Source organism: Bradyrhizobium sp. ORS 375 (genome assembly GCF_000239775.1).
Classification (GTDB): domain Bacteria; phylum Pseudomonadota; class Alphaproteobacteria; order Rhizobiales; family Xanthobacteraceae; genus Bradyrhizobium.
This window is the reverse complement of sequence record NZ_CAFI01000427.1, coordinates 20,196-32,964: the sequence shown is the minus strand read 5'-3', so window position 1 is coordinate 32,964 and position 12,769 is coordinate 20,196. Positions and strand designations below refer to the sequence as shown.

9 protein-coding genes are annotated in these 12,769 nt (G+C 57.6%); 3 read left to right on the top strand and 6 right to left on the bottom strand.

Annotation, left to right across the window (positions count from 1 at the left end; genetic code table 11):
* Nucleotides 1–23 precede the first annotated feature (23 nt).
* Together BRAO375_RS28170 and BRAO375_RS28165 are read left to right on the top strand one after the other, a co-directional pair.
* Nucleotides 24–1,250, top strand: coding sequence for an MFS transporter (locus tag BRAO375_RS28170; RefSeq protein ID WP_009030832.1), 1,227 nt, complete (start codon nucleotides 24–26; stop codon nucleotides 1,248–1,250).
* Nucleotides 1,251–1,414: 164 nt separating this feature from the next.
* Nucleotides 1,415–1,657, top strand: coding sequence for a hypothetical protein (locus BRAO375_RS28165; protein WP_009030831.1), 243 nt, complete (start codon nucleotides 1,415–1,417; stop codon nucleotides 1,655–1,657).
* 212 nt (nucleotides 1,658–1,869) lie between these two features.
* On the opposite strand, the gene BRAO375_RS37715 is transcribed toward BRAO375_RS28165, so the two are convergent.
* From BRAO375_RS37715 to BRAO375_RS38230, 4 genes are all read right to left on the bottom strand, one after another.
* On the bottom strand, nucleotides 1,870–7,455 hold the full coding sequence (locus tag BRAO375_RS37715) for a hypothetical protein (RefSeq protein WP_139031498.1): 5,586 nt from the start codon (nucleotides 7,453–7,455) through the stop codon (nucleotides 1,870–1,872).
* 114 nt (nucleotides 7,456–7,569) lie between these two features.
* Nucleotides 7,570–8,541 carry a trypsin-like serine peptidase gene (locus BRAO375_RS28140; protein WP_035642731.1) on the bottom strand — a complete coding sequence of 324 codons (972 nt, stop codon included), beginning with the start codon at nucleotides 8,539–8,541 and terminating at the stop codon, nucleotides 7,570–7,572.
* 511 nt (nucleotides 8,542–9,052) lie between these two features.
* Complete coding sequence (locus BRAO375_RS28135) at nucleotides 9,053–10,180, bottom strand: mandelate racemase/muconate lactonizing enzyme family protein (RefSeq protein ID WP_035642730.1); 1,128 nt, start codon at nucleotides 10,178–10,180, stop codon at nucleotides 9,053–9,055.
* A gap of 264 nt (nucleotides 10,181–10,444) precedes the next feature.
* Nucleotides 10,445–10,612, bottom strand: a complete 168-nt coding sequence (locus BRAO375_RS38230; protein ID WP_175345382.1) for a hypothetical protein — start codon at nucleotides 10,610–10,612, stop codon at nucleotides 10,445–10,447.
* Nucleotides 10,613–10,728: 116 nt separating this feature from the next.
* Here BRAO375_RS38230 and BRAO375_RS28130 point away from each other — a divergent pair, with 116 nt between their 5' ends.
* Complete coding sequence (locus BRAO375_RS28130) at nucleotides 10,729–11,358, top strand: hypothetical protein (protein ID WP_009030827.1); 630 nt, start codon at nucleotides 10,729–10,731, stop codon at nucleotides 11,356–11,358.
* Nucleotides 11,359–11,539: 181 nt separating this feature from the next.
* Here BRAO375_RS28130 and BRAO375_RS28125 read toward each other — a convergent pair whose 3' ends face one another.
* Entirely contained in the window at nucleotides 11,540–12,025 is a 486-nt protein-coding gene (locus BRAO375_RS28125) for a DUF3833 family protein (RefSeq protein ID WP_009030826.1), read from the bottom strand.
* A gap of 259 nt (nucleotides 12,026–12,284) precedes the next feature.
* A complete protein-coding gene (locus tag BRAO375_RS28120; RefSeq protein ID WP_009030825.1) occupies nucleotides 12,285–12,503 on the bottom strand; it encodes a helix-turn-helix domain-containing protein in 219 nt (72 codons plus the stop codon).
* Between the last annotated feature and the right edge of the window lie 266 nt (nucleotides 12,504–12,769).

Here is a 12,769-nt window from a genome sequence, read left to right as displayed (position 1 = left end):
GGCGGTAAGAACGGAGACGACCGATGAACGCATCGCATTATCGCTGGGTGATCGTAGCGGCCGGGGGCGTGCTCGGCTGCGTCGCCGTCGGCGGCCTGTTCTCGCTGCCGGTGTTCCTCAAGCCGATGGCCGCCGCGACCGGCTGGTCGGTCGCCGGCATCTCCAGCGCGCTGACGATCGGCTTTCTCGCGATGGCCTGCACCAGCATGGCCTGGGGCACGCTGTCCGACCGCATCGGCCCGCGTCCGGTGCTGCTGATCGGCTCGACCCTGCTTGCGTTGAGCCTTCTGTTGGCGAGCCTGACATCGTCGTTGATCGTGTTCCAACTGCTGTTCGGTCTGATCGCGGGCGTCGCGACCGCGGCGATCTTCCCGCCGGTCATGGCGACCGTCACCGGCTGGTTCGACACCCATCGCAGCCTCGCGGTCTCCCTGGTGTCGGCCGGCATGGGCGTGGCGCCGATGACGATGTCGCCGCTCGCGGCGTGGCTCGTCTCCAGCTACGACTGGCGGACCGCGATGCAATTCATCGCCGCGATCGTGGCCGCGATCATGATCCCCACGTCGTTGCTCGTGGGACGCCCGCCATCGTCAGCGCCCGGCGATGCCGTCACGTCGGGACCCGCCGCCGGGCCGCCCGAGATGACGCGATCGGCGGCGCTGCGCTCGCCGCAGTTCCTGATCCTGCTCGCCACCAACTTCTTCTGCTGCGCCACTCATTCGGGCCCGATCATCCACACCGTCAGCTACGCCGTGACCTGCGGCATCCCGCTGATGGCGGCGGTGACGATCTACAGCGTCGAGGGCCTCGCCGGCCTCGGCGGCCGCATCGCCTTTGGCCTGCTCGGCGACCGCTTCGGCGCCAAGCGCGTGCTCGTGCTCGGCCTGCTGGCGCAAGCCTTCGGCGCGCTCGCCTATGTCGCCGTGCGCGATCTCGCGGCGTTCTACACCGTCGCCGCCATCTTCGGCTTCCTCTATGCCGGCACCATGCCGCTCTACGCGTCGATCGCGCGTGACAACTTTCCGCAGAGCATCATGGGCACGGTGATCGGCGGCACAGCGATGGCCGGCAGCCTCGGCATGGCGACCGGCCCGCTCGCCGGCGGCCTGATCTACGACAGCTTTGCCAGCTACACATGGCTCTATGTCGGCTCCTGGGTGATGGGCCTCGGCGCGGTCCTGATGATGATGACGTTCAGGCCGTTCCCGAAAACACCGCCGGCAGTGGCCTCGGCGCAGGCCATGGCGTGAACGTGCTGCGAAGCAGCAATCACCCGTTGCGCCGCTGGTGACAGAGTTTCGTTCCTAATGAGTAGCTCTGGAGACCACACCAACGCTTGATCGGTAATCCGGAACTCGGTCGTCATCAGCGGGTTGGGCGTGCGTGTCGTTTCAACCCGATGGAGATCGGATCCATGAAGAAGACTCAGCTCGCCCTTGCCACTCTCGTCGCCGTCAGCTTCGCGGCGGCGCCGTTCGCGGCCGAAGCCAAGCACCACAAGAAGCACCACTCGTCGATGTCGACGAACTCCTCCCAGACCACCGGCGCCAACATGCAGCCCGGCAGCAGCAACATGAAGTCCGGCCGCGACTCCACCTCGTCGAGCCAGGGCAATGTCGGCCCGGGCACGAACCAGGCGGGAAGCATGGGGAAGTAATCTGGCACATCACCCATCGGACGTAGCGCCGGGAACATCTGGTCCTGGGTTTTCCCGGCGCACGCGGACATAGCCGTGCGAGGCTCTAAATCAATCAATATACCAGCAGTCCAAAAGAGCTACATGAAACTATCCCAAGTTGAGGGAGAAAGGCGTTCTGCCGCAGTCGTGCTTCGCTAAGCCTCGGCGGCCAATGTCTCTTCTTTGCCGTGCTACTCCGCGAGGGCGAGTTCGCGAGCTTCGTCAGCAAACGCCTGCTGCTTCACAAAATCATGAAGTCTTTCCGACGCTTTTATACCGCCCGATCTGGGCGCATTCTCCCACCGTGCGATAGCAATATCGGGTCGATAGTCCTGCTCGAATCCGAATACAGCGTTGAGCCAATTGCGAACATCCAGTGAAACGCGACCGGGCGCGGATCTGATGCTTGCGATACTGCTCGCCTTCATATCTCGCGTCCACGAACATTCTTCAAGCCAGTGGACTGCAAGAAATCTCAATCCGGGATCCGATATTTGCTTAAGGGATCTTGGGCATTGTTCGAGCAGAATGCCTCGTGGTTCATCTAGGTCTTTCTGCAAGCAGGCGCGCGCGGCGGCGTACAAAACAAACGAGCGCCACTGAGCCAAATCGTCGAGTGCACTTGGCTCCGACAAGAGGCGTGCCGCGACCAAATCCATGGCCGAGATCACATCTGCGCCGGGCTGCTCTGCCAGATATAGGCAGCACACCAGCGTCTTAGCCCATGTGTCGATGTCAATTAACTGTGCTAGATTTGTCTTTACGAGTACCCGCAAGAGATGGCGCGCCACGTTCCATCTGCCTGCGTTCTCAAGTTGGATAATCAGAGCAGGAAAAAATTCGAGATCTAGAGGCTGACGCCGCATGATCCTGCGTTCAAGAGCATTGATATCAATGCAAGCAGCAATGTTAGTGAGGCGCGATCCTGTGCCCCCCTTGCAATCCTCTATCCTGTCGAGCGCTGCAGCCAGCCGCATCAGTTCGGAGAGTGCCGCAGCAGAGCGAAGCGAGCCAATAATGTCTGACCTGCTCCAAACAGCCTCGAAGGGCTTCGATAAGTGTTCGATTGGACGATAGCCAAATCGTATTAATAGGCGGGCCACCATCGCAAATGTTCGTGGATTCTGAATAAACTGAATCTCATCTTTTATGACTCGTGCCCGACTCTCGGCTTCCATAAAAATCGCAAGCAAGTGTCGGCCAACTCCAGGCAGCACAGCGTCGGCACTGACCAACAAGCGAACTACTTGACCGGGCGACCGCTCGAGGCGACGGATCTTGTCTGCTAGAATCCCCTTGCCGCGTGCGGGCGAGAAAACTCGCGCGCTGCGTAGAGTGGCTCGAGCGAGACCGGAATGCAGGAGCCTCAACTGGTCGAGCAATGCTGCCGTATCCTCCGCGTCTCCCTTACCTAAAAATACCCCGCGCCATCTAACGCTCTGGAGCGTATGAGCCATCCTTGTAGCTTGTTTACTGTCGTTGACGAGTCGTTCATCTTTCTCTTCGGGTAACGCGGGTCTCCGACGAGCAGCCGCTGCCTCAACAATCTCGGCTCCCGCTAGACCATCTCCAGAGCGCCTAAGAGTAGCGTCGATAGCGCGAAGAGCAGTTACGACCATGTCGGGACGGCCACGTCGTTCCAGCCCATGAAGAAGCTCCTCCAAGCGCGGGTCAGCCCGTATTCTCTGTGAGAACAACTCCGCTAGTCCTCGCTCACGACAGTCCAGTAGAGCGAGTCCATGGAGCGCGGCAGCAATTTCAGGATCTGAGGCGCTCAGCATTGCCTCAAGTATACGCTCGCTATGTCGTTCGATAACTTCCTGAATACGTTTGCGTGCCTCGGTTCCAAATTTGGGGTCGCGGCATATACGAAATGCCAAGCGAGCTGCCCATGGTTGAAACCCGATCTCAATCGCTCGACCGAGGTGCTCGACTACTTTAGGAAGGAGTTCCGAAAAATAGGGATGCTGCGCGAGCAGTAACCCTTCTGTAAGATAGAATAGAATTGCAGATCGATTCTCGAATTGGAACTGGGCCTCGAAGAAATCCTTGTTGACCTGGTTGATCAGTTGTTCGGCAAAATTGGCATCTTGATTACGAAATAGACCGTCGATCTTTGTCGCGGCAATAATGAGTCGGCCGGCATTTCGTCCATCTCGCTGTGCGCGGATCACTTTTGCAAACGCTCGCGCTCTTTTGGAGTTCGGAATTGCCTTCTGACCAGGCTTTAGTTCGGATCCCAAGTAGAACAGGTCGAAGGCGCTTTCTAGGTGCCATCTGGAGAGGGCAGCGGCGAGGTTGGCAATAGCTCCAGCGTCGTGCCGAGGGTCAAGAACAAGACGATCAAATGGATTGAAGTCGTTGAGGTATTTTATGAAATAGCCGGGTCGCTCGCGATATATTCCCTCAAATCCTGCAATTAGGTCGTTCATATTTGAAGTTGGGAGGACGAGAGAAATTCGTCTGTTAAGTTCTCCATGATGCGCCGGCCAATCCTGTGATATCAGGCCTAGCCGGAGCCTTAGCCGCTCCAATTGGCACTCTTGTAATAGAGAGCGGCCTGGTAAATCACGAGGAGCGCTGTCGATTAAGTTTCGAGCCCAGCCACGGACGGCCCTATCGTCTCCCTCTGGACCATCGAGGATCAAGCGCAGCCTGGCTGCAATGTCCACTATCCTAAAAACATAGGTGGCATCCACATCGCCGCCGTCTATAGCATCGTCGAGTATATCGTTCATGATGCCAGGTATCTTGAGATCGACTTCGGCGTCACGAAATGAGAGAAGGCAGCCGATTAGAGCCACTCGTTCCCTTCGAACCGTTTCGTCGCGCAGCAATCTCGCAAATGTAGTCGGAATGTCGGTCTTGATGTCAGACCAGACTTTTTCGAGTGCTGAAGCTTGTCCCCTCTCATCAAAGTCGCGGCCGATCAGTCCGCGGTTCCGGTGCAAGACTTCGAGACAGGCTCGGAGATCGGAGCACGAGATGCGATCATTCTTCAGTTCTTCATGGCAGCGGATCATGATCCTCGCAAGAATTACGATTGCATCTTCAGTACGAAGATAAGTAGATATGGCTGAAAACAGGCTCAGCATCGAGGGTCGTCCCAGCGCGTCGTGCTGCGCAAGCGCGGTGATCCTATCCGAGCGCTCTTTGGTGTAGACGCCATTTAGTAGTGCGCTCGCGTGAGGATTGCTTGAAAGTCGCCAGCAAACATCAGCCAGGGCATCAATAAAATGCAATTCTTTGCTTTCCTCGGCAGAGTTTATTAGATAGTCAACTACACGTGAAATAGACCGGAGGCTTTCTGCGCGCGAGGGAGCCCGAGGCGATCGCCCGCTCGACGGAGGGTCAAGGATGTCTATCAATACCTTTGCTACATGACGCGAAGCAATTAGGATCCAACCATCTTCAATTGATGTAGATGAAATTATGTACGGAGAGATTGCCTCCTTTGCGGTCTGGTTGATGCCTTCGAGCAAACGCTCGGGGACGCCAATGCCCCAGTATGAGGCATAGGCGAGGTTCTTCAGGCGCTCGGGATCTGCACCCCTTAGTCCTTTGACCAAGTCAGTAATTCGAGCTTTTGGGTCATTTCCCGACGCAACGTCGACGAGCCAGCCGAGATCTCTGGACGCAACGGCCGCATCTATCGCGATCTGCCGGCCAAGATCCGCGTCCTGAGTGGCCAGCAGTCGGTTGGCGAACGTCCGAAGCGCTTCTGTGCCGGTGATAGCATTAAAGCTGAGGTCCTGGGTCATGTCCCAGTTACTGAAGTTATCGGCGCGCCTAACGATTAGGAAGGAGATGCAATGCCGGTCCGCGATGTACTCCAATTCTTCGCGAAGCTCTCGCAGTCGCTCGTCGTACTCGATGCCGTCGATGACCATCAAGCGGGGACGATCGGATCGCAGAAGGTCAATCTCTCTGGTCGTGAGTTGTAGCAACATTGCTGGGTCTGTCAGCGTTTGGATTGCTCCCGTCATCCGTCTTACAGAAAGGACGGCGACTTCCCATCCGCGCAACAAAAGTTGCGTGACGACCTCTTGTGCAATTCTTGTCTTGCCTGTCCGCGCCGGTGAGCTAAGAAAAAATATGCCAGGTCTTGCTTTTGCGCTGACCGGTCTGCGGTCGCGAGGAGATATTTCGACCTCGGAGCTAGAAAGAATAGCCTTGTAGATTGTTTCTGCTTGCTCGGTGGAAACTCGCTGAAAATCAAGATCGTTCGTTGTGCGCCAGCTTGGCCAAAAGCCCGCGTGATGAAGCCATTCGTGACGACGGCGATCAATGACTTCATCGAAGAGCGGCCCCCACATCAGCTTGGCGGCGTCCATCAAGCCTGCAGGAAGGTGGACGCGTACAACGCCCTCGGCGCTGGCATGTTCTCCCTGACCAGCGCATAGGAGGGCCGTCCGATAGCCGTCCTCTCGCACTGCCAGCGCTTTGCCTCGCTCTGTCGCCTCGTCCAGCGGTCGTAAGCTGTAAGTCTCGATAGCTCTATTTGGACCAGAGCGTTTGATCTCAAGCGCGCCGGAGGCCGCGTAAGGGCCCTGCGGAAGATCGAATGATTGGCGCAGGACTTCCAGGGCCACCGGGAGTGCGGCAGAACTGCCCGAGATCGTTGTCGGCGGAACGACTGCAAATAGTTCAAGGTCGACCGCGCGGTACTCATCGCTGCTAAGTCCGAGTTGCTCCAGCAGCGCTCGAGATGCTGCTAGACCGTTTTCCACGCCCTGACGGAAGCTTGCGTCTATCGGCTGCCAGTCTGGATCGATTTGGAGAAATCCTCCGGGGCGATCGACTCGGGCTGCCCTGTGTTCTTCATCGATACGGACGCCATCAACACGCTCTGTCGCTGATTCAAGTCGTGCACCGAGAAGCATTCCAGATGACGGTGTGCCAAATAGCGGCATTCCGCATAGCGGAATGTCGAAGCGCGAAAGTCGGGCAATGCTTTCGCTCAGGGAGGCCGTCCTCTTCAATCCCTGGGTGGTGTGGTCGAGGGAATCCGAGTCGAACTCACTCTGAAGGAGAGTCAACGTCAAGTTCTGCTCTCGCAGAGCGGCGCGTTCGTCGCGCGCAGCAAGGTGAAAGATGCGCCTGCCGCGATCCTCAAAACGTTTCCAAGGTTGGGCACGGTTGTCGATCACGTTCTCTAGGGACGGAGATCGATCTCTCAATTCGAGATATAGATACAGTAAGAACTGATTTCCGCCGCTGGCGCGATTTGCCCAAGAAGAGGCGTTCTGGTTGAGTTCGTGGCACAATTGCAGAACGGCGGTCTTGAGTGTGCCGTCGTTAATTCTATTTGGTTCGTCGAGTGTCGCCGCAAGATTGTAAAAAGATGTACTAGAAGAAGGTTCGCTGCGATTGATGAGCCAACTTGGCAGACCATAGAGGCATGCGCCGACTGTACGTTCTATGTCCCCGACGGTGTCTATGAGAGAAATGAGTATTTGACGCAGTGTTGCGGTCCAGATCTCGTTATATCTAAAGCCGTCACTCCGACAGTCTTGTGGTCGATTGGCCCAGGCTGTCTCCAGAGCAACCAACGTGCTGAGTACGATGTCTCTTTGCGTGAAATCTAGCGTTCGTCGTGGTCGATGCCGCTCCAATGTCCGCAAGTACGCGTTCTTCAAGTTTAAGAGTTTAGCTTTCAAATCTGGAACAAGATCTTGGTCTACCGCTGAGAGCAGAGCGTCTAATCGATGCGCGCGATATGCATGGTCGAGGACTGACGTCCAGATGTTCTGTGCGGAGCTGTCAAAATTGATCAATGTGGTATCGAGCCTCGCGTCGGAAGCGATGCGTCGACAATCCCCCTTTTCAGGGTATAACCGGGCGAGAAATTTGCGAAGATTGATTATTGCTTCCATTTGAAATGCCCGTCGTCATAGTGTGGCGAGACCCGCCACGACGCGATCGATCAAAATTCCTTCGTTTCGCAGATAAGTATTGTTCGAGGATGCGTTCGAAGTCAGAGAGGCGTGGTGAACTGCAACCACGTTCCAGTCTCTGTCAAATACAGGCGATCCAGATGAACCCGGCAACGTGTCGGTTAAATACTGCAGACGTCCGCCGCCGACGTAAACAACGACGTTTGCGAGACAGGAGACCTGCTTTGGTCCGCCGCCGGGGTGTTGGATGATGTTGACTCGATCGCCCGTCGCGGGCACTGCGCTCTGGGTTACTGAGAGTGATCCCCATATTGCGTTGGGATTGCCTGCAATTCGGACTGCTGTCCAATCGTCCTCAACTGAGGTGCAAAACATGTCGTCTGGAATAAGGTTGTATTCGTCAACGGGATTGTCCATGCCGTTGGGCGATTTCTGGTAGTTGAACTGAACGATTGCGCTGCGTGTTAACTCGACGCTCGGTAGGACGTGATTGTTGGTGATGATGACGTTGTGGGACGTCAGAAAGCCTGATCCAGAGCTTCCGTTGGGTAGCCGGATTCTCGCGACCGCTCGTGCGCGTATCGTGCCGATTTCGAGATAGCTCACTGGTACCAACGTGCTTTGGGTACCAATGATCTGCTCGATCTTCAAGTTATCGTCTGATCCTTTCCAGTCTACCTTCGGCTCGCGGAACCCCGGTGGAATATGGCCGTCGCGCGCGAGACGAAGTTCTTCCACGGACGGATTATCCGTTGTGGCAATGTCTAGAAGGGACTCGATCTTGTTGCGGGGGCCCGCATACTCGAGAATAGAGTGCCAGCGGTTGATTGCGGATCCCGAAAAGTCAATCTCGGCAGTATTCAAGTCTGCGTCGCGTGCGGCGCGTGCGGCGTCGGTCCTAGTGGGGTAGTAGATCGCGAACAGGCAACGCAATCGCCGAATCTCATCACTGGTCCAGGTCATCATGATCGGTCCCAAGGATTCCCGTCGAACCCAAGTTCGTTGGTAAAAGACCAGCAGTAGTATGAGCAATCAAACACAACTTGGCTAGAGATGCGTGGCTCGCCGCAGCCTCTCAGAGGTATTCCTACACCGAACAATGTCGAACGGAGGTGTCTAAGTGCCTTCGTGTCACTCAGGTTCGGTATTGATGGGACGGTCGAAGCCGTCACGGCGAACAGCGTGAGCAATGGTGCCCCTGGCCGGCAAATCGTTAAACGCGTAACCATTTGAAGTCAAATGGATTTTCGTTGTCAGTGGCTGGCTGATACCAACAGGAATACCAGCAAAACGCCGTACTGCACTTGCTGGCAAAAAAAACTGCAGGCGCCTCGGCAAATGGAGGCCCGGCCCAGCTCTGGCACGCTTCACCAAACGTCATTGCGTCAACATCCGCTCATGCACTCCGGATTTTCACGTTCGGGCGCGATCATCCCCTGACAGCTGTCCGGACGTCCAGCCAAACTCACGGCGTGCTTTAGGCGCTACGATACTGAGCGACCGAGGCGAGATCGGGCACGAGGCCGATCCCGGGTTCTTCGCCCAAAGCAACCGTTCCCTCGGTGACCCGGGCCACGGGACCGCAGAACTGGTCCCGAAGTGGATTGTCATTGGCATCGACTTCCAGCCATCCTCCGCCGCCCATACCGGCCAGCAGATGAGCGGATGCAAGCAGTCCGACGCCGCCGCCGAGATAGTGAGGGCAGAACGTCTTCCCTGACTTGATAATGTTGCGGGCGAGGTTCGCACAGGTGCTGATGCCGCCCCATTTTGCGATGTCCGGCTGCACGACGCCCAGAACGTCCTCAGCCAAGACCCGGTCAAATCCGCCGACGCTCGCGATGTTCTCGCCGGCGGCGAGAGGCATTGGTGCGTGTGCGCGCAACCTGCGCCACTCGTCGCGCGGTCGATCGGCTCGGATCGGCTCCTCGAGCCAGCGCAACTCGAATGCGGCAAGACGCGGCAGCATGGTCAGCGCGTGCTCGGTCGACCAAGCCTGGTTGGCGTCCGCAGCGAGCATGCCGCTTCCCGCGATCGTGCGCAGTGCGGCCAAATTTGCAATATCAATGTCGGCACCGAAGCCGACCTTCAGCTTCAACGCTCGATGACCGCGCTTCAGCGCGGCTTCCGCCGTTTGCGCAGCGCCGCCGGGATTGATACCGCTGGCATAGACCTTGATCCTGTTCGCACTCCCCCCGAGCAACCGCCACAAAGGCTGGCGTCGGCGTCGGGCAACGAGATCCCAGAGCGCGAGATCGACACCCGCTATCGCTTGAGCGAACGGGCCGGGCTCGCCACACTGCAGCGCCAACACTTCGGTCCCTTTTGTCAGCTCATCGAACGCCTCGGAGGGGCCATCGAAGCTGCGTCCGGCAATGCCAGGCGCAATCACCTCATTGACAAGGCGCGAGCGGTGTTCAGCTCCCGGCGCCGGGAAATTCGACCATGTTTCCCCCCAGCCCTCGATCCCGTCCTCATCGATAACGCGAACAAAGACGGCCGGCCGGTCGCCCATTCGACCGAACGACGTTACAACCGGTTTCGCCAAAGGATAGCGAAAGCAAGAAGCTTCGATCGAACGAATGGTAAATCGGTCAGTCGTCATGCTGGAACTTTCAGTCGCAACGGATGCACGACACTGACAAATCACAGGTGCCGAGCGCAAGCCGTCAGCCTGCCCATGGGCCGGGCGCGATGCCAGTTTGGAACGCGCTCTCCGGCGCGAGGTGGCGATCACCGGGGGCTCTGCTGCGGAGCTTCAGAGGCTGATTGCTCGTCTCGCCCGGTGCGTTTGTTGACGATAACGGTCAACTCAAATGCGCCGAGCTCTGATGCTCAAGTGGCGGCCCAGAGGCAAGCAGCGAGCGGTTTACTCAAGCGCATTGTGGGCGATCGCCGGCACGAACCGCGCATCATCGGGTTCATGCGAAGACCAACGGCGGAAGAACAGCGGGCCGACAAGGCCGGCGACGATGTCGCCCGTTGCTCTGGCTCGCTCGGTCACTGATTCGAACGGTGCCATGAAGCTACGGTGCATCTCATCTGCACCGCGGCGATTTATGGGTACGCTCGGCCGCGTCGAGGTCGAAGCGTAAGCCCTGTTTCGTCGAAGTCGGTTCCGGGCGTGAGTCCTAGTTCGGGAACTGGTAAGCGATGGCATGGGTACTGCTGGATAGCGTTCATCAGGTGATGAACAAAACATCCCCCGCCGTGCTAGGGTCGTGGTGCGTTCAGATGGTAGAGAAGCTGCGACCATTGGATTCCGCCGAGACACGCGCGACAATCGTTGGCAACGAGCTGTATTTGACAGACCCGAATGGCCGTGACTCACAGTTGCGGAAGGGAAATTGCTTCGTCATGTTCGAAAGCGTCGAGTTGGTTGTTCGGTCACTCGCGCAGTGGCCGACCGGCCGAGACGAGCCGCAAGGTGAGCCGACCTTTCGCACTGCGATCTCGGCAACTCTCAAGCCAACTCGGCATCATCTCTTTGCATTCAAGGGCGAGACATTTCTCGGTCCAGTGAATGCCGCCACACTGTTGCGTGAGAGCGGTAGCAGAACTCTCTCGTCAGCAAACCTCTTCGAGCCGGGTGAGGGTGGGGCGGATCAACTGACGCTCGTTCTGACGTGCCAACTTGTTGAGCTGCACTTCAGGGAGCTATTCCACCCAATATGGTTGCGGCAGTCCAAATCGATATTAGACGCATTTCTTTACGTTGAAGAGTACGAGTCGGCAGCCAGCCATGCTGGCCCTCCTACGGGTGCCTTGTTTGCACTTCGCTGAGCTTCGGACCGACCTTGCTAGTCTGCAAATTGGGTTAGTTATCACTGAGCTCTGAGTTGGCTTCCGCTACAACAACTGCCATCGGCCGACGCTCTCGGCCATATTGGTGGGTCGCCTTTGGCACACCGTTTCGTCCTGGATCAGGATGGATCGGAAGCGAGTGTTGCGTCACGGGGCACTGCTATGGTCCGGCTAGCCTGCGGTATGTCACATGCGCTGTCGCGAAGGGAAGCCCCGCCCGGCCGGCGGTTCCGCGAACGATACATGCGTTGTCGTCGATGAGATAAAACCAGTCATCAAAGTTCAGCTTGGTCGTCTTCCCGTCGGACTGCGGTGTCTCCCTCGTGTAACGCCAATGAAATGCGCAACCAGCCTGGTCGCCTTCCGCTTCCCCCTCGAGGTGTGGCTCTGAACCGTTATACTTGCCGGGACCAAGCTTTTTGATCGCCCAGTTGAGCGTGTCCTCGTGTCCATCATCGAAACGGTAGGTCTCAACGAACTGAACAACCTGCTTCGCTTCGTCCCATTGGCCCTCCGCCGTGATCGTTGCCCGTTTCAATAGACCGCCAATCAGGCTTTCGAGCACAGCCCATCCTTCCAGCCGCCCGTGGAAGAAGCGCTCTGGTAGGAAGACCGGGCTCATACCCTCGAACTGCTTAATGGACATCGGATCTCCCTCGCAATTTGCATTAACTAGGCAGCAGATGGCAGGTTCCGTCACGCTCAGCCCGCAAGGCGGCGCCTGCGTGGGTCGCTTCAAATCACTCCGCCGGTCGACCGGGCGGGCTGTCTCGCTGCGGTACATGTTCGCGTAAGTGAAGCGACGTGCACCGCCTTCAAGACCGGAACGTGTGCGCCTGATGCAGAATCGGGCCGACCCGCTCGATCGGCTTCGTGGGGGAGGCCCCGCCGCTGCAAAAGCGGGCTTAGATCATTGCTCGTGATTCAACACGAGGCAGCGAGGCGTGATACTCGTCGATGCTGTCGAGGTCGATGAGTGTCTTGCCCCCCATCTTGTAAGCCTTGATCCGTTCGCGCGCGATCAGCTCATAAGCTTTCGTCTTCCCGAATCTGCCATAGCGGCATCCATCCTTGAACTCAACGAGCCGGCGCTGCCTGAAGTGGTCACTCTGAGTTGTGCTCATAGAAATGCTCGGGTTTTCTCGAATTCGTTGCGCGCCGGGGGAGTACCTACGGCTTTATTGCTCCAGGGCGGCCTCCCCGCTGAACACAGTCAAGATGCCACAAGCCGACCGGGGAAGAGATCTGGGGCCTTGGTGCGTGCTTTGGATAGAATGGCGAAGAATTGGGCTTGCGACGAGAAGTCTCGCCCTGCTTGGCATCGGGACCGATCGCAGATTCGTATGCAGCCTCAGTAACGCCTGGAACCTTAGGCCACTGGTGGAGTTTT

Coding starts and splice junctions, on each gene's coding strand:
- BRAO375_RS28120 (WP_009030825.1), bottom strand. CDS start 12,503: ATGAGCACAACTCAGAGTGACCACTTCAGGCAGCGCCGGCTCGTTGAG.
- BRAO375_RS28135 (WP_035642730.1), bottom strand. CDS start 10,180: ATGACGACTGACCGATTTACCATTCGTTCGATCGAAGCTTCTTGCTTT.
- BRAO375_RS28140 (WP_035642731.1), bottom strand. CDS start 8,541: ATGATGACCTGGACCAGTGATGAGATTCGGCGATTGCGTTGCCTGTTC.
- BRAO375_RS28125 (WP_009030826.1), bottom strand. CDS start 12,025: ATGTCCATTAAGCAGTTCGAGGGTATGAGCCCGGTCTTCCTACCAGAG.
- BRAO375_RS28130 (WP_009030827.1), top strand. CDS start 10,729: ATGGCATGGGTACTGCTGGATAGCGTTCATCAGGTGATGAACAAAACA.
- BRAO375_RS38230 (WP_175345382.1), bottom strand. CDS start 10,612: ATGCACCGTAGCTTCATGGCACCGTTCGAATCAGTGACCGAGCGAGCC.
- BRAO375_RS28165 (WP_009030831.1), top strand. CDS start 1,415: ATGAAGAAGACTCAGCTCGCCCTTGCCACTCTCGTCGCCGTCAGCTTC.
- BRAO375_RS28170 (WP_009030832.1), top strand. CDS start 24: ATGAACGCATCGCATTATCGCTGGGTGATCGTAGCGGCCGGGGGCGTG.